This window comes from Galactobacter valiniphilus (assembly GCF_003575975.1).
Taxonomy (GTDB): Bacteria; Actinomycetota; Actinomycetes; order Actinomycetales; family Micrococcaceae; genus Galactobacter; species Galactobacter valiniphilus.
Map to the genome: position 1 here is coordinate 44,016 of NZ_QQXK01000006.1, position 20,629 is coordinate 64,644.

The 20,629-nt window shown below is 71.5% G+C and carries 16 protein-coding genes; 7 read left to right on the forward strand and 9 right to left on the reverse strand.

Translation table 11 applies throughout. The features are described 5' to 3' along the window. Nucleotides 1-40 precede the first annotated feature (40 nt). Complete coding sequence (gene lipA / locus DWB68_RS04170) at nucleotides 41-1,072, reverse strand: lipoyl synthase (protein WP_119423890.1); 1,032 nt, start codon at nucleotides 1,070-1,072, stop codon at nucleotides 41-43. After that, the gene (gene lipB / locus DWB68_RS04175; protein ID WP_119423891.1) at nucleotides 1,069-1,755 is read right to left on the reverse strand and encodes a lipoyl(octanoyl) transferase LipB; all 687 of its coding nucleotides are present in this window, start codon (nucleotides 1,753-1,755) and stop codon (nucleotides 1,069-1,071) included. The genes lipA and lipB overlap by 4 nt, the downstream gene beginning before the upstream one ends. Nucleotides 1,756-2,021: 266 nt before the next feature. Between lipB and DWB68_RS04180 the strand changes: the two genes are divergently transcribed. Further along, entirely contained in the window at nucleotides 2,022-3,449 is a 1,428-nt protein-coding gene (locus DWB68_RS04180; protein WP_158588201.1) for a serine/threonine protein kinase, read from the forward strand. 81 nt (nucleotides 3,450-3,530) lie between these two features. On the opposite strand, the gene DWB68_RS04185 is transcribed toward DWB68_RS04180, so the two are convergent. The 4 genes from DWB68_RS04185 to DWB68_RS04200 all read right to left on the reverse strand — a co-directional run bounded on the left by DWB68_RS04185 (nucleotide 3,531) and on the right by DWB68_RS04200 (nucleotide 8,988). Next, nucleotides 3,531-3,881 carry a hypothetical protein gene (locus DWB68_RS04185; protein ID WP_119423893.1) on the reverse strand — a complete coding sequence of 117 codons (351 nt, stop codon included), beginning with the start codon at nucleotides 3,879-3,881 and terminating at the stop codon, nucleotides 3,531-3,533. Between the two features lie 101 nt (nucleotides 3,882-3,982). Continuing rightward, a complete protein-coding gene (gene sucB, locus DWB68_RS04190) occupies nucleotides 3,983-5,728 on the reverse strand; it encodes a 2-oxoglutarate dehydrogenase, E2 component, dihydrolipoamide succinyltransferase (RefSeq protein ID WP_119423894.1) in 1,746 nt (581 codons plus the stop codon). Nucleotides 5,729-5,872: 144 nt separating this feature from the next. Further along, the gene (gene lpdA / locus DWB68_RS04195) at nucleotides 5,873-7,252 is read right to left on the reverse strand and encodes a dihydrolipoyl dehydrogenase (protein ID WP_119423895.1); all 1,380 of its coding nucleotides are present in this window, start codon (nucleotides 7,250-7,252) and stop codon (nucleotides 5,873-5,875) included. A gap of 215 nt (nucleotides 7,253-7,467) precedes the next feature. Further along, nucleotides 7,468-8,988: a leucyl aminopeptidase gene (locus tag DWB68_RS04200; RefSeq protein WP_407645649.1), complete on the reverse strand. Its 1,521-nt coding sequence runs from the start codon at nucleotides 8,986-8,988 to the stop codon at nucleotides 7,468-7,470. A gap of 299 nt (nucleotides 8,989-9,287) precedes the next feature. Here DWB68_RS04200 and DWB68_RS04205 point away from each other — a divergent pair, with 299 nt between their 5' ends. The 4 genes from DWB68_RS04205 to DWB68_RS04220 all read left to right on the forward strand — a co-directional run bounded on the left by DWB68_RS04205 (nucleotide 9,288) and on the right by DWB68_RS04220 (nucleotide 14,464). Next, on the forward strand, nucleotides 9,288-10,328 hold the full coding sequence (locus tag DWB68_RS04205; RefSeq protein ID WP_147391571.1) for a PAC2 family protein: 1,041 nt from the start codon (nucleotides 9,288-9,290) through the stop codon (nucleotides 10,326-10,328). Continuing rightward, nucleotides 10,325-11,629 (forward strand): MFS transporter, encoded by a 1,305-nt coding sequence (locus DWB68_RS04210; protein WP_119423897.1) that lies wholly within the window; start codon nucleotides 10,325-10,327, stop codon nucleotides 11,627-11,629. The genes DWB68_RS04205 and DWB68_RS04210 overlap by 4 nt, the downstream gene beginning before the upstream one ends. 82 nt (nucleotides 11,630-11,711) lie before the next feature. After that, nucleotides 11,712-13,049: a DUF4192 family protein gene (locus tag DWB68_RS04215; protein ID WP_119423898.1), complete on the forward strand. Its 1,338-nt coding sequence runs from the start codon at nucleotides 11,712-11,714 to the stop codon at nucleotides 13,047-13,049. Between the two features lie 251 nt (nucleotides 13,050-13,300). Beyond that, nucleotides 13,301-14,464 (forward strand): RNA polymerase sigma factor, encoded by a 1,164-nt coding sequence (locus DWB68_RS04220; protein WP_119423899.1) that lies wholly within the window; start codon nucleotides 13,301-13,303, stop codon nucleotides 14,462-14,464. A gap of 189 nt (nucleotides 14,465-14,653) precedes the next feature. Here the strand turns inward: DWB68_RS04220 and DWB68_RS04225 are convergent, their stop codons facing one another. Next, a complete protein-coding gene (locus DWB68_RS04225) occupies nucleotides 14,654-14,875 on the reverse strand; it encodes a DUF7455 domain-containing protein (protein WP_199700374.1) in 222 nt (73 codons plus the stop codon). Between the two features lie 220 nt (nucleotides 14,876-15,095). Here DWB68_RS04225 and DWB68_RS04230 point away from each other — a divergent pair, with 220 nt between their 5' ends. Continuing rightward, complete coding sequence (locus DWB68_RS04230; RefSeq protein WP_119423901.1) at nucleotides 15,096-17,201, forward strand: DNA gyrase/topoisomerase IV subunit B; 2,106 nt, start codon at nucleotides 15,096-15,098, stop codon at nucleotides 17,199-17,201. Nucleotides 17,202-17,332: 131 nt separating this feature from the next. Here DWB68_RS04230 and DWB68_RS04235 read toward each other — a convergent pair whose 3' ends face one another. Further along, entirely contained in the window at nucleotides 17,333-18,361 is a 1,029-nt protein-coding gene (locus DWB68_RS04235) for a M56 family metallopeptidase (protein WP_119423902.1), read from the reverse strand. A 21-nt stretch (nucleotides 18,362-18,382) separates the two neighbouring features. Beyond that, entirely contained in the window at nucleotides 18,383-18,775 is a 393-nt protein-coding gene (locus DWB68_RS04240; protein WP_119423903.1) for a BlaI/MecI/CopY family transcriptional regulator, read from the reverse strand. Between the two features lie 232 nt (nucleotides 18,776-19,007). On the opposite strand from DWB68_RS04240, the gene DWB68_RS04245 reads away from it, so the two are divergent. Beyond that, nucleotides 19,008-20,603, forward strand: coding sequence for a cytochrome ubiquinol oxidase subunit I (locus tag DWB68_RS04245; RefSeq protein WP_119423904.1), 1,596 nt, complete (start codon nucleotides 19,008-19,010; stop codon nucleotides 20,601-20,603). Nucleotides 20,604-20,629 lie beyond the last annotated feature (26 nt).

The window sequence follows — 20,629 nt, forward strand, 5'->3', positions numbered from 1 at the left end:
GCTCGTGGGGCCCCGGCGTCGAACCCGTGACGGCTTTCGCTCAGAGCAGGGAGAGGGCCTCCTGGCGGGCGCTTCCCTCGTCGGCGATGTGGGCCAGCGCCGCCGGCAGTTCCTGGCCGCTCGCGCGCATGGCGCGGGCCCAGAGCCGACCGGCGCGGTAGGAGGAGCGCACGAGCGGCCCCGCCATGACGCCGAGGAAGCCGATCTCCTCCGCCTCCTGCGAGAGCTCCACGAATTCCTCCGGCCGCACCCAGCGATCCACCGGGAGGTGGCGCTGCGTGGGGCGCAGGTATTGGGTCAGCGTGATGATGTCCGTGCCGGCGGCGTGCAGATCCCGCAGGGCCTCGGAGACCTCCTCGCGCGTCTCGCCCATGCCGAGGATGAGGTTCGACTTGGTGATGAGCCCGGCCTGCTTGCCGTGCCCGATCGTGGCGAGGGAGCGCTCGTAGCGGAAGGCGGGCCGGATGCGCTTGAAGAGGCGCGGCACCGTCTCCACGTTGTGGGCGTAGACCTCGGGACGGGACTCCGTGATGACGTCGAGCAGCTCGGGGCGGCCCGTGAAGTCGGGGATGAGCAGCTCAACGCCCGTGCCGGGGTTAACGGCGTGGATGCGGCGGACCGTCTCGGCGTAGAGCCACGTGCCCTCGTCGTCGAGGTCGTCGCGCGCCACGCCCGTCACGGTCGCGTAGCGCAGGCCCATCTCCTGGATGGAGCGGGCCACCTTCTCGGGCTCGAGGCGGTCGAGCGTGCTCGGCTTGCCCGTGTCGATCTGGCAGAAGTCGCAGCGGCGCGTGCACTGCGAGCCGCCGATGAGGAAGGTCGCCTCCCGGTCCTCCCAGCACTCGAAGATGTTGGGGCAGCCCGCCTCCTCGCACACCGTGTGCAGGCCCTTGTCCTTGACGAGGGTTTTCAGGCCCACGTATTCGGGGCCGATCTCCACGTGCGCGCGGATCCAGGACGGCTTGCGCTCCACCTGCACCGCCGCGTTGCGGGCCTCGACGCGCAGGAGCTTGCGGCCCTCGGGCGCGGGCCCCGCGCCCTCGGTCTGGGGGTTCACGCCGCAGCCGCTCATGCCGACACCACCTGGCGGGCCTCGATGGCGAGGGCCGGGGCCAGCAGCTCGCCGAGGCGAGCGATCAGCGCCGGAGCCACCTGTGCGGGGGTGAGGTCGTGGCCGAGCTGCTCTGCCACGGTGGTGACGCCGGCGTCGGTGATGCCGCAGGGCACGATGGCCTCGTAGGCGTCGAGCGCGCAGTTCACATTGAGGGCCAGGCCGTGCATCGTGACCCCGTCCTCGATGTGGATGCCGATGGCGGCGATCTTGGCGTCGGGCTGGCCGGCGCGACGGATCCACACGCCGGCCCGGCCGTCCACGCGCGTGGCCTCGATGCCGAGCCCGGCGAGGGTGTCGATGAGCGCCTGCTCGAGGCGATCCACGTAGTCCTTGACCGCCCCCGGATCCCGCAAGCGGACGATGGGATACACCACGAGCTGCCCCGGGCCGTGCCAGGTCAGCAGCCCGCCGCGGTCCACGGCGATCACGGGCGTCCCGTCGGTGGGGTGATCGGAGGGCTGCGTGCGCCGCCCGGCCGTGTACACCGAGGCGTGCTCGAGGGCGATGAGGTAGCCGGGGTCGCCGGCGTCCCCGACGAGGCCATCGTGGAGGCGTCGCTGGAGTGCCCAAGCCTCCAGGTACGGGACGGGCTCCGGCGCGTAGCCGGGTTCCAACAAGGCGGGGGTGACGTGGGTAGCCATGACGCGAAGCTAATCCCTCCGCGGGGGCCTCCGCGGACGCCGGACGCCCGGATCCCTGTGGATAAGCCGAACGCGGGGCAGGCTCGTTGCAACACACTGTTGTCATGGAACACTCGCCTGACACCCGCATCAGCTCCACCCATCGGCAGGGGCGCCATTGCGCCGACTCGCCGGGAATCACGGGGCCGGCGCGCCCCCGCGGCGCGGCGGCGGCGCCGCGAGGGGCGCCGCCCGACCCCGCCGGGGCCGACGCAACGGCGGCAACGTTGACGCAACCCGAGGCGCGGGCATTGGCCGTGGCCTCGCCGGCCCATGCCGGCTCACGCCGGGTGCTCGTGGGTGTTGGCGGGCAGGCCAGGGTCTGGCGCCAGGAGGGCCCCGAGGGGGCCGGGGAGGGGCACGACGACGGCGGCGGCCGGCTCGTGCGCGAGGGGCGGCTGACGCTCCCCGAGGCCTGGGACCATCCGCACCTCGTGGCGCTATTCGGGCCCACCGCCGACGACGCGGGGATGGTGATGGAGCTGGTCCCCGGCGGAACGCTCGAGGGGCTCATGGAGGCCAGGGGCGCCCTGCCCGTCGGGGAGGCGGTCACGCTGCTCGTTCCCCTCGCGCGGGCCCTGGCCCACCTGCACGCCGCGGGCGTGAGTCACGGAGACGTGGCGCCGCAGAACATCATGTTCAGGGCCGACTCCTCGCCCGTGCTCATCGACCCGGGGTCCATCCGGCTGCCGGCGCAGGCGCCCGGGCCCGCCTCGACCCTCGGCTTCGCGCCGGAGGGGGAGGCACCGGGCACGGCGGGGGACGTGTACGCGTGGGGCGCCGTGGCGTGGTGGGTGCTGACGGGGGAGCTGCCCGGGCCGGCCAGCCACCGCACGCCGCTCATCATGCTGTGCCGCGAGCTGAGCCTGGCCACGGCCCGGCTCATCGAGGATTGCGTGGACGCCGATCCGCGGGTGCGGCCGCCGGCCAGGGAACTCGCGGGCGAGCTGCTCGCGGGGGAGCGGCCCCGCCCCCTGGACGCCTCCGCAGCCGTCACGGCCGCCGGCTCGCCCCACATGCTCACGCAAGCGCCGCCGCCCACCGGGTGGCGGGCCGCGCTCGCCGCGCGCCGCGCGTCCGTGGCGGCCCGCCTGAGCAGGGGAAGCAGGCGTCGTCGGGCCGGGGTCTCTGCCTGGCGTGCCCCGAGCCGGTGGCTGTACGCGCCGGCGCTGGGACTGCTCCTCACGGCCGGGGCCGTGCTCGCCTGGCGAGCCTGGCCCGCGCCGCCCCAGGAACCGGCCGCGTCGCTCTCCCAGGTCTCCGCCGCCGAGCGCAACGCCGCCGCGGTGGGAGCGCTACCCGCCCTGGACCGGGCACGGACGGCGGCCCTGCGCGATCGCGACGAGGCGGCCCTCTCGGCGGTCTACGTGCAACAGAGTCCGGCCCTGTCCGCGGACCGGGCCACGATCACCGCCCTCCTGGAGGCCGGGCAACGCTTCGAGGGCATGGGATCGCGGCTCGAGGCGGTGCAGGCGGTGGGGGCCGACAACGGCGGGGACGTGGTGGTGCGTGCCGTGGCCGTCCAGGCCTCGTATCGCGTCACGGGACCCGGGAACGCGCCCACGGCGCTGATTCCCGGGAGCAGCACGCCGCTGCGCTGGACCCTGCGGCACGGGGATGAGGGCTGGCGGATTCTCGCGGTCCAACGCGAGTAGGGCGCCGGCCGGAGGGGCCCCGAAACGGCCGAGGGGCCGGGACCGTGCGTGGTCCTGGCCCCTCGGGCAGATCGGTGTGGCTCAGTGCCAGAGCGTGGCGACGGCGATGTCGATGAGCGCCATGCCGCCCACGGCGTGGGCCAGGCCCGTGGAGACCGCTTCACCCTTGGAGGCCTTGCGGTAGCCGATGATCGCGGCGACCAGGATGACCAGCGCGATGACGACCTTGACGGCGATCTTGATGTGGTTGACCGGGTGGTCGCCCGCCTCGGCGATGCCGACGAGGGCCAGGCCGGTGACGACCTGGGCGATGGCGCCGATGAACTGCCACTGGGTGACGGTCGGCTTCTTGAAGTTGGCGAGCCAACCGCCGAAGATCGCGGCGGCACCGAGGATGTGCAGGAAGATGAGGGCGTAGCGCAGGAAATCCATGGCTCCCATTCTAGAGCTCTTTTCGACGCCGTGTCGAAAAAAGCCCGAGGGGCCGTGCACCCTGGCGGATGCACGGCCCCTCGGCGGTGATGCTGCTGCGGTCAGAGACCCAGCTCGGCGGCGAAGTCGGCGCCCTCCAGGCGGGCCTTGATGGCCTGCAGGAAGCGGCCGGCGTTGGCGCCGTCCACCAGTCGGTGATCGTAGGTCAGCGACAGGTACATCATGTGGCGGATGGCGATGACATCGTCGCCGTCGGCGCCCGTGATGACCACGGGGCGCTTCTGGATGATGCCGGTGCCCAGGATGCCAACGTTCGGCTGGTTGATGATCGGCGTGTCGAAGAGCGCGCCCACCGAACCGATGTTGGTGATCGAGAAGGTCGAGCCGGAGAGCTCGGCCGGGCCCAGCTTGTTCGTGCGGGCACGATCGGCCACGTCGGCGATGGCCTTGGACATGCCGGCCAGGTTGAGGTTGCCGGCGTTGGAGACGACCGGAACCAGCAGACCCTTCTCGGTGTCCACCGCGAAGCCGATGTGCTCGGCGTCGTGGTAGGTGATCTCCTGCTTGGCCTCGTCGTAGGAGGCGTTGAAGGCCGGGAACTGCTTGAGGCCCTCGGTGACCGCCTGCGCGATGAAGGGCAGGTAGGTCAGGTTGACGCCGTTGTTGGCGGCGAAGGAGGACTTGGCGGCCTTGCGCAGCTTGACGATGGCGGTCATGTCCACCTCCTGCACCTGCGTCAGCTGGGTGGAGACGTCCAGGGACTCGCGCATGCGCTGGGCGATGACCTGGCGGATGCGCGGGGCCTTGACCGTGGTGCCGCGCAGCTTGGCTGCCTCGGCCGACGGGGCGGCGGCGGGCTTGGCGGCGGCCGGGGCGGCAGCGGCCGGAGCCGGAGCAGCCTTGGCGGCGTCGATCGCGGCCTGCACGTCCTGCTTGCGGATGCGGCCACCCACGCCCGTGCCGGACACGGAGTTCAGGTCGATGCCGTTGTCGTTGGCGAGCTTGCGCACCAGCGGGGTCACGTAGCCGTTGGCCTCGGCGGCCGGGGCGGCCGGGGCCGGGGCGGCAACCGGCGCGGGGGCGGCGGCGGGAGCCGGAGCAGCCGCCGGAGCCGGAGCGGCCACCGGAGCGGGGGCGGCAGCCGGGGCCGGAGCGGCGGCCGGGGCCGGAGCGGCGGCCGGGGCCGGAGCGGCGGCCGGGGCCGGAGCGGCAGCCGGGGCCGGGGCCGGGGCGGCCGCAGCGGCGGCACCGGAACCGATGACGGCCAGCACGGCGCCGACCTCAACGGTCTCGTCCTCGGAGGCGCGGATCTCGAGCAGCTTGCCGGCCACGGGGGACGGGATCTCGGTGTCGACCTTGTCGGTGGAGACCTCGAGCAGCGGCTCGTCGAGCTCGACGTCCTCGCCGACCTCCTTGAGCCAGCGAGTGACGGTGCCCTCGGTGACGGACTCGCCCAGCTCGGGCAGCTTCACCTCGATGTCCTCGGCGGCGGCGGCCGGAGCGGCAGCGGCGGCGGGAGCCTCGGCGACCGGGGCCTCCTCGGCCACCGGGGCGGGCGCGGCGGGGGCCTCGGCAACGGGAGCCTCGGCGGCCGGAGCGGCGGCGCCGTCACCGGAACCGATGCGCACCAGCGGGGCGCCGACCTCGGCAGTCTCGTCCTCGGCCACGAGGATCTCCTCGATGATGCCGGCGACGGGCGAGGGGATCTCGGTGTCGACCTTGTCGGTGGAGACTTCCACCAGCGGCTCGTCGACCTCGACGTGCTCGCCCACCTGCTTGAGCCAACGGGTCACGGTGCCTTCGGTGACGGACTCACCGAGGGCCGGAAGATTGACGGTTTCAGACATGATGTCCCCGTTCTCCTCTTGTCTGCCCCGCGGCCCGTGCGGCCGGTACTGGGGCGTAGTGCGATGCGTGTGTAGTTCTTGGGCGATCGGGGCGGCCGGCGGCGTGCGGGCCGCGCGAGGTGACCGCCCCGATCGAAGACGGCGTCAGCCGTGCAGCGGCTTACCGGCCAGCGCAAGCGCTGCCTCGCCGAGGGACTCGTTCTGCGTCGGGTGGGCGTGGATGAGCGTGGCCACGTCCTCCGGGAAGGCCTCCCAGTTCACGATGAGCTGGGCCTCGCCGACCTGCTCGCCAAAGCGGCCGCCGATGCCGGTGACGCCGACGATCGGGCCGTTCTTGACGCGGATCATCTTGACCAGGCCGGAGGTGCCGAGGATCGAGGACTTGCCGTTGCCGGCCAGGTTGTACTCGACGGTCTCGATGTTGTCCTTGCCGAACTTCTCCTCGGCCTTGGGCTGGGAGTAGCCAACGGACATGATCTCGGGCTCGCAGAAGGTCACCTTGGGGATGTTGACGTCCTCGACGATGACCGGGTTCAGGCCGGCGATCTCCTCGGCGACAAAGATGCCCTGCTGGTAGCCGCGGTGGGCCAGTTGCACGCCGGGGACGATGTCGCCGATCGCGTAGATGTTGCCGACTCCCGTGTGCAGGCGCTCGTTGGTGATGACGAAGCCGCGGTCGAGGGTGATGCCCTGCTCGGCGAAGCCGAAGCCCTCGGTGACGGGACCGCGGCCCACGGCGACGAGCACGATGTCGGCGGAGATGGAGGTGCCATCGGCCAGGGAGACGGTCGCCTGGTTGGCGTCCTGCTCGACCTTCTCGAAGAAGACACCGGTCTTGAACTTGATGCCCTTCTTCTTGAACTCGCGCTCGAGCACCTTGATGATCGCCGGGTCCTCGTTCGGGACGAGGGAGGGCAGGCCCTCAACGATGGTGACGTCGACGCCGAAGGAGTTCCACATGGAGGCGAACTCGACGCCGATCACGCCGCCGCCGAGGACGATGGCGGAGGAGGGCAGCTCGCTCATCTCGAGGGCCTCGGTGGAGGTGATGACGCGGCCGGAGATGTCCAGGCCCATCGTCTTCGAGGTGGAGCCCGTGGCAAGAATGATGTTCTTGCCGGTGTAGGCCACGCCGTCCACCGTGATGGTGTTCGGGCCGGTCAGCTGACCCTGGCCCTCGATGACGTTGACCTTCTTCATCTTCAGCAGGCCCGTCAGGCCCTTGTGCTTGCCGGCGACGATGGAGTTCTTGTGATCGCGCACGGTGCCCAGGTTGATGGACTCGAGCGTGGTGTTCACGCCGTACTTGGCGCTCTCGCGGGCGTTGTCGGCCAGCTCGGCCGAGTGCAGGTACGCCTTGGTGGGGATGCAACCCGTATGCAGGCAGGTGCCGCCCAGCTTGGCGCGCTCCACGAGGCCCACGGTCATGCCCAGCTCCGTGGCGCGGATCGCGGCTGAGTAGCCAGCGCTGCCGCCGCCGAGGACGAGGACGTCGAATTCTTGCGTTGCTGCCGAGTCGGCCACGAAACGCTCCCTACTTCTCGATGCTTCGATGCGTCTGACGCAGGCTGCGGTCGCGGCCTGCGGGGATGTCGCGTGCGTGGACACACGTGTAGCACGCGCGCGGCGGGGATGACTATCTTCTGGTGATGGTAGTCGGTGCGCGCGGCGGGGTGCCACCACGCGTCGGCAGGCTCACGTCGGTGTGCTGTGCATCACACCGACGTGAGCCCGTGGCATCAGTCGCGGCCGGGCAGGGCCTCGGCGACGTTGACAAGGGTGCGCAGGGCAAAGCCCGTGCCCTCCTTGGGGGTGTGGCCCCACGGCGCACCGGTGTTGAAGGCCGGGCCGGCGATGTCCAGGTGGCCCCACTTGGGGGTCTCGACACCCTCGGCGCCGACGAATTCGCGCAGGAAGACGCCGGCCTTGAGCATGCCGCCGTCGCGGTTGCCGGAGTTGCGCAGATCGGCCGTGGCGGAGTCCAGGTCCGGGCGGATGTCCTCGGGGAAGGGCATGGCCCAGAAGGGCTCGCCCGAGGCCTCGGCGGCGGCGAGCACGGCCGAGGTGGCCTCCTCGTCGCCCATGAGCCCGGCGGTGCGGTGGCCGAGGGCCACGATCTGGGCGCCGGTCAGCGTGGCGACATCGAAGAGCAGGTCCGGCGCCTCTTCGGAGGCCTTGGACAGGCCGTCGGCCATGACCAGGCGGCCCTCGGCGTCGGTGTTGGTGACCTCGACGGTCTTGCCGTTGTGCATCGTCAGCACATCACCGGGGCGGGTGGCGTCGCCGCCCGGCATGTTTTCGGCCAGGCAGAGCCAGGCGGTCACGTGCACGGGGAGCTTGAGCTCGGCGGCCGCGAGGGCGGCATGCAGAACCGTGGCGGCGCCGGCCATGTCCGACTTCATCTCCTCCATGCCGGCGGCCGGCTTCAGGGAGATGCCGCCGGTGTCGAAGGTGATGCCCTTGCCCACGAAGGCCACGTGGCCCTTGGCGCGGGCGGGGGAGTAGTCGACCTTGACGAGGCGCGGCGGGCGCACGGAACCGCGGCCCACGCCGAGGATGCCGCCCATGTCCTCCGCGGCCAGCTTCTTCTCGTCCCAGACGGTGAGCTTGATGTCGAGGGACTTGGAGGCCTGGCGTGCGTACTCGGTGAAGGACTCCGGGTAGAGCACATTGGCCGGGGTGTCGACGAGGTCGCGCACGCGCTTGGTGTGGCGGGCGACGACGGCGGCGCGGGTCAGGGCGGCCTTGAGGTCCTTGTCGGCCTTCAGGTCCGTCGCGATGACGGCCTCGCGCAGCGGCGCGGCGTTCGGCTTGGGCGCCGACTTCAGCGACGTGAAGCTGTAGGCACCGAGCGAGGCGCCCTCGGCGACGGCCGAGAAGTCCTCGAGCGTGGAGGCGGGAAGCAGGAGCACGGCCTTCTCGAGGCCGGCCAGCGCGCGGGTCGCGACGCCGGCGGCGCGGCGCAGCTGCTCGGTGCTCGCCGACTCCTTGACCTCGCCGAGGCCAACGAAGAGCAGCACGGCGGCGGCGTCATCGTCCTGGCCGGCGGTGCGCAGCGTGGCGCCGGCGGAGCCCGTGAAGCCGAGGCGCGGCAGCAGGGCCTCGAGCTCAGTGGTGCGGGCGGCATCGAAGGGGGAGTCCAGCAGGACGACGCCCTCATCCAGGCTCGCCGCGGCAACGACGGCGACGTCCGCGCCCAGGCGGCGCTGGCCCTTGGCCACTACGGACAGGGTCACTTCGTCAGTGTTATGCACCAACATCATCCTTCCGGCTTCGGGGCCACGCGACGCGCTGGTGGCTGCGTCGAGGACATGGCTACCCGATCCCAGCCTAAACCTTGGGGGGCCAAGCACCGACCCGGGGGTCTGTGCCCACGCGACCCGGCACCCGCCCGCGCCGGTGCGCGGGTGGCCCCGCCCGCCGTCGTGCGCTGGGAACCGGCGCCCCGGGGACGCGCGCGGTGCCGGGAACAAGCGGCGGCACTACGCTGTTGGGCAGGAGTGGGGTCGTCGCAAGCTGACGCCCCGCGCCGCAGACGCGAAAGGGAGTGCAAGCGAACGTGCGTGCCGAGGATGTGATGGACGTGTACGGGGCGACCAAGCGCGCCGTGGTGGGCAAGGGCCTGCCCGTCGTGGCCGTGGTGGACGGCGTGTTCGACGCCGGATCCACGCTCGCCTCCATGCGCCGCAGCCTCGAGGCCGGGCTGGAGAGCACACCGCTGGCCGAATTCGACGCCGATCTGCTCGTGGATCATCGTGCCACGCGCCCTCGCATCACCTACGCCGACGGCGGCTTCTCCGACTACGCGCCGCCGCGGCTGGCCGTCGACGTCCTGAAGGACGAGCTCGGCAACGAGGCCCTCTACTTCTCCGGCGCGGAGCCCGCCTTCGGCTGGGAACGCGTCGCCGCCGCCTTGGGCGGCCTGCTCGACGACGTGGGGGCGGGTCCCGTGACCGTGGTCCACGCGGTTCCGCTGCCGGTCCCGCACACCCGACCCGTCGCGATTCGCCGCCACGGCGAGAAGAGCGGCGAGCGGGTGGGCCCGTTCGAGTTGCCCGCCTCCTTCGCCCATCTCCTGGAGACCCGCCTGGTGCAGGGCGGGCGCGAGGTCGTCGGCATGACGATTCCCGTGCCCCACTACATCGCCGAGTCCGAGTACCCGCCGGCCGCCGTGGCAGGGCTGGAGGCCGTCGCGGCACAGGCCGGGCTGGCCGTGCCGACGGAGGAGCTGCGCGAGGCCGGCCGCGAGGTCGACGCCCGCATCGCGGCCCAGATCGAGGACAACCCGGACGCTCAGCGCCTCGTCGCCGGGCTCGAGCTGCGCTACGACGTCGAGTCCCCGGCGCTCGGGGCCGCCTCGGCGCTCGTGGCGGAGGGGCAGCACATGCCAGACGGCGACGAGCTCGCCGCCGCGGCCGAGCGTTACCTGCGCACCGTCACGCTGGACCCGAGCGAGCTGCGCGAGGCTGGTCCCAGCGCCGGCGAGCTGGCCGGCCCGGTGGAGACCGAGCCCGAGCAGGGCCCGGAGCAGCGCGAACACCCAGGGGACCCAGGTCCCGCGTCCCCGAACCCGGACGGAGTCGACGGCCCCCGCGCATGAGCGTTCCCACGAAGGCGACGCCCCAGGCCTGGTTGGTCTGGGGCGCTGCCGTGTTTGCCTACCTCGTTTCCGTCACCCAACGCACGAGCTTCGGGGTGGCCGGCCTCGAGGCGACCGAGCGCTACAGCGCCGGCGCCTCGATCCTCGCGACCTTCTCCGTGGTGCAGCTCGTGGTCTATGCGGGCCTGCAGATCCCGGTCGGGGCGCTCGTTGACCGCTGGGGCTCGCGCGTCATGATCGGCTGCGGCGCGGCGCTCATGACCGTGGGGCAATTGGTCCTGGCGTTCTCCCACGATGTGGGCATCGGCTTCCTGGGGCGCGTGCTCGTGGGCGCCGGCGACGCCATGACGTTCGTTTCCGCCATGCGCCTGCTCCCGGCCTGGTTCCCGCCACGGCTGAACCCGATCATGTCCCAGCTCACGGCCTCGGTGGGGCAGGTGGGCCAGCTCGTCTCCCTCGTGCCCTTTGCCGCGCTGCTGGGCCTGACGGGCTGGACGCGCGCCTTCCTGGCGCTGGCCTCGCTCTCGCTCGTGGCGTGTCTCGTGGCCTTCCTCGCCGTGCGCAACCGCCCGGGTGCGGCGGCCGAACGCTCGGCGGCGCCGCTGCCCTTCTGGCGCTCCATCCGCGAGGCCTGGGCGCATCCAGGCACGCGCTTGGGTTTCTGGACGCACTGGATCTGCGCCTTCGGGGTCAACGTCTTTCTGCTCTCCTGGGGTTATCCCTTCCTCGTGTCGGCGCAGGGCGTGCCGCCCGAGACGGCCTCGCTGATCATGTCCCTCTTCGTGGTCGTGGCGATCGTGTTCGGCCCCATCGTGGGTGCGGCCGTGGCGCGCTTCCCCGTCCGCCGCAGCAACCTCGTGATGCTCGTGGTCGGGGCGGCCCTCGTGGCGTGGACCGCGGTGCTGCTCTGGCCCGGCCCGGCGCCCGTGTGGCTGCTCGTGGTGCTCGCGCTCTGTGTCGCGGCCGGCGGCCCCACCTCCATGGTGGCGTTCGACTACACGCGCACCGAGAACCCGCCCCACCTCGCCGGGGCAGCGACGGGGCTTGCCAACGTCGGCTCCTTCACGGGCGGCCTCTTCGCCATCTGGGCCATCGGCGTGTGCCTCGACCTGGCCCGTAGCGCGTCCGGCGGCAGCGCCGCGCTGTACTCCCTGGAGGGCTTCAGGCTGGCCTTCCTGGTGCTCTACGCGATCTACGCCGTGGGGATCATCGGCTTCCTCGTGGAGCGCAAGCGCACGCGGGCCACGCACGAGGCGGTCGAGCCGCTGGCGCGGGCCCTGCGCCGCCGGCTCGGGCGCTAGCGCTTTCCCTCACAGCCCCGCCCCCTCCACGGAACGGAGTTCGGCCCCAGCGGCCGGGGCGCCCCGCGGCCAGGCTGGGGTGATGGACGAGAACACAGAGACCAACACCACGCGCGCGCAGCGCGCCAAAGCGCGGTCGGCAGCCGCGGCGGCCAGGCGGACGGGGCAGCGGGCCAGGGCGAGGGCGGGCTACGGGCCCGCGGACGCACCACCCGGCCGGGCCGAGGCCCGGGCCAGTTCGCTCGCCGACATCGTGGCCCTGGTGCCGCACCGCATGGGCTTTCACCCGCGCCGTAGCCTCGTGGTGGTGCTCCTGGATGAGGAGAGCCACTGGATCGCCACGGCGCGACACGACTGGAGCCCGGACGTGCCGGAGGGTGCGGTGGTCGCCTGGCTCCTCGACGTGGCCGAGGAGGCGCACGGCTTCCTCGTGGGCTTGTACGGCGAGGCCGAGGCCGGGCGGGCCTTCCTGACGGACCTGGCGGACGCCCTGCCCCAGCTCGTGGGCGGCTTCGTCGTCCCGGAGCCGGAGGAACCCGGACGGGTCATTCCGCCTACCTGGCACGGGCTGCAGTCGGATGGCTGGAGCGATCACGACGGCGAGGAACTCTTCGGCTCGGCGATGGCCCTGGAGGAATGGGGTGCGGGCAGCGTACCGGGGGTCGGCCCTCAGGCGAGGGAGCTGCACGCCCCCGGGCTGCGGCAAACCGCCGCGTGGCAGCGCGGCGAGACGGAGGCGCGGGACGAGCTCCTCCTCGTCAGGGAATGGCTCGAGGCCTCCGGGATGGGCGGGGATGAGCATCCGGGCGCGGACGCCCCCGCGCTCCAGGCCGCCCCGCGGGGGAAGGGCAACGGCGCGTGGGCGCCTTGGCCGGCGGACGAGGAGGAAGCGATCGCCGGCGACGATCCGGGGTGGCTCGCGTCCGTGGCCAGGCGCGGCCTGTGCTCGTGGGGCTTTGTGCTCGACCGTCATGAGGTGGGGGACCCCTGGTGGGAATGGAACGACGCCGAACGCGCCGAACTCGTGCTGGCGCTGCGCTCGCTGCCCGTGCCGGGGGTGCGGGACGTCCTGCTCACGCTCACGGCGGGCGGCGCCTCCCAGGCAGACCCCGCCGAGATCCTGCTCGGCCTGTGGGAGGGACCGGTGGACGCGGGCGGCCTGCTCGCCCTGGAGGAGGTGCTGGAGTCGGCCGGCGGCCTGCTGCCGGCGCGGGCCAAGGTGGAGGCGCTGTGCCTGCTCGCCTGGATCGAGTGGGCCAGGGGCCACGGCTCGGTGGCCGGGGCCACCCTGGACCTGGCCAACAAGGAATGGCCGGGGCACCGGCTCACGGCCCTCCTGCGTGGATTCATCGACACCGGGTCGGTGCCTCGCTGGCTGCGGCCGAGCCACGGCGGGCGGGGCGGGCGCTGGGACACCTGATGCGGTAGGCCCGTGCCCTTGCGCGTGATCGGTGCGGATCCATGACACAATGGATGTCAGACCCTTTCGGGTCCGCGAGATCCGCCCTCGTTCCCACGCACGGGAACAAGGCGGGGGATGCAGGCGTTTGAACCCTCAGACCCTGCGTTCAAAGTCGCTCGAGAAGCTTTTCGAGTCGGCGGCGGACTTGACAGGGTCACAGTGGTGTTACGGATCCAACGGCACCACGACACTCGGCAGAAAGGCAACTCGTGCCCACGAAGAACCCCGCGGACGCAGCAGACGAGGCAGTCGCAGCGGACGCCACGGCGACCGCCGCCAAGAAGCCCGCCGCGCGCCGCAGCACGCGCGCCACGGCCAAGAAGGACGAGCAGCCCGCCGAGGCGACCCCCGCCGCGACGGAGGAGCCCGCCGAGGAAGAGGCCTCCAAGGGCTTCGTCCTGACGGCCCACGATGAGGACGACGCTCCCCAGCAGCAGGTCATGGTGGCCGGCGCCACCGCCGACCCGGTCAAGGACTACCTCAAGCAGATCGGCAAGGTCGCCCTGCTGAACGCCGAGCAGGAGGTGGACCTCGCCCTGCGTATCGAGGCCGGCCTGTTCGCCGATCACAAGATCCAGGAGGCCTCGGCTGCCGGCGAGGTGCTCGCCGATCGCCTGCGCTGGGACTACGAGCAGATCATCCACGACGGAAAGATCGCCAAGAATCACCTCCTCGAGGCCAACCTGCGCCTCGTGGTCTCGCTGGCCAAGCGTTACACCGGCCGCGGCATGCTCTTCCTCGACCTGATCCAGGAAGGCAACCTCGGCCTCATCCGCGCCGTGGAGAAGTTCGACTACACCAAGGGCTTCAAGTTCTCCACGTACGCCACGTGGTGGATCCGCCAGGCCATCACCCGCGCCATGGCCGACCAGGCCCGCACCATCCGCATCCCCGTGCACATGGTCGAGGTCATCAACAAGCTGGCCCGCGTGCAGCGTCAGATGCTCCAGGACCTGGGCCGCGAGCCCACCCCGGAGGAGCTGGCCAAGGAGCTGGACATGACGCCCGAGAAGGTCGTCGAGGTCCAGAAGTACGGCCGCGAGCCGATCTCCCTGCACACGCCCCTCGGCGAGGACGGCGACTCGGAGTTCGGCGACCTCATCGAGGACTCCGAGGCCATCGTGCCCTCGGACGCTGTGTCCTTCACGCTCCTGCAGGAGCAGCTGCACTCCGTCCTCGACACGCTCTCTGAGCGCGAGGCCGGCGTCGTGGCGATGCGCTTCGGCCTGACCGATGGTCAGCCGAAGACCCTGGACGAGATCGGCAAGGTCTACGGCGTGACGCGCGAGCGCATCCGTCAGATCGAGTCCAAGACGATGTCCAAGCTGCGTCACCCCTCGCGCTCGCAGGTCCTGCGCGACTACCTGGACTGATCGTCCCCGCCGGGCCTTCCGGCACCCAGGCGGGCCCCGCCGCCCCCCGAGCCAGCTCGGGAGGCGACGGGGCCCGCCTGCGTGTGAACGCGCCGTCGGGCAGTGGTCCGGGAAACGAGCAGGGGCCCGGACCCGCGTGAAGCGGATCCGGGCCCCTGCTCGGCCGGCGTGCTCGGACGCCGGGGGACCTTAGTCCTCGTCGTCGAAGCTCGGGCGCTCCGAGAGCGCGGCGGACTCATCGAGCCAAGCGGAGCTCAGCGGGCGCAGCTTGTCTTCCACCTCGCGAGCGTGGTGGGCACAGAAGAGCAGGCTTCCGCCGGTGCTGGCGAGGGTGGCTCGAACGTAGGCCTGGGCGCCGCAGCGATCGCAGCGATCAAGCGTGCTCAGTTCACGAGTAGCGGTGGCGTTCATAACGGCCTCCTCCTGTCTTTGGTACTTGCCCATACAACCATGTGAGAGCGCGACCGTATGCCGCGCCAGATCACGATTCCGCTTCAGGCGTAGGTGGAGCGCTCCCGGCGTGGCGCGGCTCACGCCCGGGCCGCGCCTGGCGCATGGTGTCGGCCCGGGCGACTACCGTTGAGACAAGCAAGCAGAGCAACGCGCGCGAGCGCGGGAAGGGGCACACCACGTGGCCAGCAAGTCGGAGTACTCGGCGAGGCATCTCTCCGTCCTCGAGGGACTGGAGGCCGTGCGCAAGCGCCCCGGCATGTACATCGGTTCCACCGACTCCCGCGGCCTCATGCACTGCCTCTGGGAGATCATCGACAACTCGGTGGATGAGGCCCTGGCCGGCTTCGGCTCCAACATCACGACCATCCTGCATGCGGATGGTTCGGTGGAGGTCCAGGACGACGGCCGTGGCATCCCCGTGGACATCGAGCCCAAGACCGGCCTCTCCGGCGTCGAGGTCGTCTTCACCAAGCTGCATGCGGGCGGCAAGTTTGGCGGCGGCTCCTACACGGCCTCCGGCGGCCTGCACGGCGTGGGCGCCTCGGTCGTGAACGCCCTCTCCGCGCGTCTCGACGTGGAGGTGGACCGCGGGGGCAAGACCTACCGCATGCAGTTCCGCCACGGCGAGCCGGGCACCTTCGCCGATTCCGGCCGGCCCAGCCCGGACGCCCCGTTCACGCCCGCCGAGGAGGCCGGCGCGCTGCCCGTGGTCGGCAAGGCCAAACGCGGCGTCACCGCCACCCGCGTGCGCTACTGGGCCGACCGCCAGATCTTCACGCCGGACGCCACGTTCGACGTCGAGGCGCTCGTGCGCCGCGCGCGCCAGACCGCCTTTCTCGTCCCGGGCCTGCGCATCACGCTGCGGGACGCCCGCCGCCTGACGGACGCCGAGGGCAACCGCCTCCCCGAGAGCGAGGAGGTGCTGCAGTACGACGGCGGCATCTCGGAGTTCGTGGAGTTCCTGGCCCCGGACGCCAAGGTCACCGAGGTGTGGCGCATCCACGGCACTGGTACCTTCCACGAGACCGTCCCCGTGCTGGACGAGAAGGGCCATTCGCGGGTCACCGAGGTGGAGCGCACGTGCGAGGTGGACGTCGCCCTGCGCTGGGGCACGGGCTACGACACCACGCTGCGCAGCTTCGTCAACATCATCGCGACCCCCAAGGGTGGCACCCACCAGGCCGGCTTCGAGGCCGGCCTGCTCAAGAGCGTGCGCGAGGCCATCAAGGCCAACGCGCGCAAGCTGAAGGCGGGTGAGGAGAAGCCGGAGAAGGACGACGTCCTGGCCGGCATGACCGCCGTCCTGACCGTGCGCCTGGCCGAGCCGCAATTTGAGGGCCAGACCAAGGAGGTGCTCGGCACGCCGGCCGTGCGCCAGATTGTCTCCAAGGTCGTCGCCTCCCAGATCGCCGAGCGCCTCGCAGCCACGGGCCGCAACGAGAAGGCCCAGGCCACGACCCTCATGGAGAAGGTCGTGAACGAGATGAAGACCCGCATCTCGGCGCGCAAGCACAAGGAGACGCAGCGCCGGAAGACGGCCCTGGAGTCCTCCACCCTGCCAGCCAAGCTGGCCGATTGCCGCACCAAGGACGTCTCCCGCTCCGAGCTCTTCATCGTCGAGGGCGACTCAGCGCTCGGCACGGCCAAGCTCGCGCGCTCCAGCGAGTTCCAGGCCCTGCTGCCCATCCGCGGCAAGATCCTCAACGTGCAGAAGGCCTCCGTCGCCGACATGCTCTCCAACGCCGAGTGCGCGGCGATCATCCAGGTGGTGGGCGCCGGTTCCGGCCGCACCTTCGACCTCGCCTCGGCGCGCTATCAGAAGGTCATCCTCATGACCGACGCCGACGTGGACGGCGCGCACATCCGCACGCTTCTGCTGACGCTTTTCTTCCGCTACATGCGTCCCATGATCGAGGACGGGCGCGTCTACGCCGCCGTGCCGCCCCTGCACCGCGTGGAGGTGATCCGTCGCGGCAAGGCCAACGAGATGATCTACACCTACTCCGAGGCGGAGCTGCACCGTGTGCTCGCGGCGCTTGACAAGGAGGGGCTCAACTACAAGGAGCCCATCCAGCGCTACAAGGGCCTCGGCGAGATGGACGCCGAGCAGCTCGCGGAGACCACCATGGACCCGCGCCACCGCACGCTGCGCCGCGTTCGCCTCGAGGAGGCGGGGTCCGCCGACCGCGTGTTCGAGCTGCTCATGGGCTCCGATGTGGCACCGCGCAAGGACTTCCTCATCTCCTCGGCGCACCGCCTCGACGCCGACATGATCGACGCCTGAGCGGTTTCGCTCGGCAGGCCAACGGCCCGGCCGCTTCGCCCCGGCCCCGCACGGGGTGTGGGGGAAGCGACCGGGCCGCGGTGTTTTCTCAGTGGGTGCGGCGCGGCGCCGTGGGCGATTGCCCGACGGCGCTAGAACACGTCCCAGCCGGCGGCGGCCAGGAAGAGCGTGGGGAGGACGACGAGCGCCACGGCGCTGGTCCCGGCCGCTCGCCGCGGCCACGGGCCGAGCGGGGCGTCCGGCGCCAGGAGGCGGCCGAGGCGGCGGGAGGAGAGCGCCTCGTGCGGGCTGCCCGGCACGGTCCACCGGTCGGCCGCGGCGGCGAGGGCCTCGGAGGGCGCGTCGGGCGCGGGGACGGAGGCCTGGGAGGCGGCGTGGCCGGTGCCTCCGGGCAGGGCGCCGGGGGCCTCGGCCTGACCGGCGAGGGCCACGACGGCGAGGGCGCCGAGCAGGTCCTCGCGCGAGGAGACGCGCAGGGCCGCGTCGTCGGCCAGCTCTTCGACGAGCTCTGCCACGGCCTGGAGGGCCAGCCGGGTGGTGGGGAGCCAGGGGAGGGCCGCGTGCCACGACGTGAAGGCCAGGAGCAGGAGGTCGTGGCGCTGATCGAGGTGGGCCGCCTCGTGCGCCAGGACGGCGCGCAGCTCGCGCTCGTCGAGGGAGCGCAGGAGCCCGGAGGAGAGGACGGTGAGGTTGCCGGCGCCCGGGAGGCAGTAGGCGAGCGGGGTGTCGTGGTCGATGACCGCCGTGCCCGGCCCGGCCTCCGGCTTGGAGAGGAAGGCGAGCATCTCGCGGTGACGCTGGCGGTCGCGGGCCAGGCGCCAGGCGCTGCGGCCCAGCGTCAGAAGCAGGTGGCCGCCGAGGAGGGCGGCGAGGCTGAGCGCAAAGAGATGGACCACGTCCAGGCCCGGCAGCTCGGAGCGGCCGAGGATGGCGTGGATCAACACGCCGGCGGCGGGGATGAGCCCCTTATCCAGCGGGGCGAGGCCCCAGCAGAGGAACGCGCCGATCATCGAGAGGCCGCCGGCGAGGCCGATGCCCTGCCACAGCAACATGGCAGGCGCCGGGGCGCGCGAGGGCCAGGAGGCGCGCGCGAGCAGCACCGGAACGGGCCAGGCCAGGAGCACGGCCAGGGCGGCCAGGAGGTAGGACGCCAGGAGCACGGCGGGGGCCGGGGCCTGGGGTCAGGCGCCGGCGGGGAGGGCGGTGTCGCGATCCTCCCGTGCGGCCAGCACGCGGAGCAGCGCGGCGGCGTCGCCGGCCGAGATGGCGCCGGCGAAGCGCACGAGCACCGCTTCGCGGTCCTCGGCGGTGCCGAGGGCGTCCTCGATGAGGCCCACCGTGTGCTCCTCGCGGGAGGCGGTGGGGTGGTACAGGTGGGGACGGGCGCCGCGTTCGCGGTTGACCAGGCCCTTCTTTTCCAGACGGGCTAGGACCGTCAGGACGGTGGTGACGGCCAGGCCCTTGGAGTCCTCGTCGAGGGCCAGGAGGTCCCGAACCGCGTTGGCGGTGAGGGCTTCCTGGTGATCCCAGAGGAGATCCATGACCGAGCGCTCGAGCTCACCCAGTGCTGCCATGTTCTGCGAAGGTCCTTCCATGCGATCCGCGAGAGATACTTCCGCGCGGGGTCTTCCTGAGGAACAGTGTAGTTGTCAACTCGGCACGTTTCTACGTGTCGTAGAACGCACACTTCTACAAGTTGTAGAAATGGGCATCTTCTACGTAACGTAGAAGAGTCCTCGGACGGCCCGACGCAGCTGCCGGCCCGCCCGCACCCACACCCTCGCGGACAAGGATCGAGACACGATCATGGACCCACTTGAGATCGGCCGGTGGCAGTTCGGCATCACGACCGTCTACCACTTCCTCATGGTGCCGCTGACGATTGGCCTCGGCCTCGTCGTGGCGACGCTGCAGACGGCATGGAAGCGCACGGGCAAGGATGTCTACCTGCGCGCCACCAAGTTCTGGGGCAAGCTCTTCCTCATCAACTTCATCATGGGCGTGGCCACCGGCATCGTCCAGGAGTTCCAGTTCGGCATGGCCTGGAGCGAGTACTCCCGCTTCGTGGGAGACGTCTTCGGGGCCCCGCTCGCGATGGAGGCGCTCCTTGCCTTCTTCGTTGAATCGACCTTCCTCGGCCTGTGGATCTTCGGCTGGAAGCGACTGCCCCAGGGCCTGCACCTCGCCACCATCTGGCTCGCCACCCTGGCCTCCGTGCTCTCGGCCTACTTCATCCTCGTGGCGAACTCGTGGATGCAGCACCCCGTGGGCGTTGAGCTGATCGACGGCCGCCCCGTCATGACGGACGTCTGGGCCGTCCTGACCAACAACACCGCCGTCATCACCTTCATCCACACGATCTTCGGCGCCCTCGCCGTGGCCGGTGGCTTCCTCTTCGGCATCGCCTGGTTCCACCTCTACCGCCGCCGCCGCGACGGCATCGACACCGTCGGCGCCGACCGCAAGGTCATCGTGGGCGAGGATCCGGCCAAGGGCGCCGGCCGCGACAAGACCGACTACCTGGTCTGGTGGAAGTCCCTGCGCTTCGGCGGTTGGATCGCGCTCGTGGCCTTCCTCGGCGTCGCCTTCTCGGGCCACGCGCAGGCCCAGCTCATGATCCACCAGCAGCCGCTCAAGATGGCCTCGGCCGAGGCTGCCTGCCACGACGGCACGGCCTTCTCCGTCTTCTCGTTCGGCAACTTCGGCGGCGACAAGACGACGTGCGAGGACGTCAACACGATCTGGGAGATCCCGGGCCTGCTCTCCTTCCTGGCCCACGACAACTTCACGACCGACGTGGACGGCCTGAACACGCTGATCCCGCAGTACCAGGAGAAGTACGGCAGCCACCTGCCGGACGATCCGATGTACGGCGACCGCGCCGGCCAGGAGATCGACTACCAGCCCGTCATGGGCGTGACCTACTGGGGCTTCCGCCTCATGATCACCTTCGGCGGCCTGGGCGCCCTCGCGGCGCTCATCGGCCTCTGGGTCACGCGCCGCGGCACGGTCCCGAACTCGAAGTGGCTCTCGCGCCTCGCTGTCACGTCGATCCTCGCCCCCTTCGGCGCCAACATGGCCGGCTGGATCTTCACGGAGATGGGCCGCCAGCCCTTCGTGGTGGCGCCCAATCCGGACTCGACCGGCGTGGACGGCGTGTGGATGTTCACGGCGGCCGCCGTGAGCCCCGGCGTCAGCGGCGGGGAGATGCTCTTCTCGCTCGTCGCGCTGACGGCCGTGTACGCCGTCCTGGCCGTGGTCGAGGTGCTCTATCTCGTCCGCTACGTCCGCGGCGGGGTCCCGGCGGCCATGCCGGAACTTGCCGCCGGCCACGACGGGGGCGAGGACAAGGATTCAACGCCCAAGGACGACGACCGCGACGTGCTCGCGTTCGCCTACTGACCCGCCCACGAGATCGATCTAAGGAC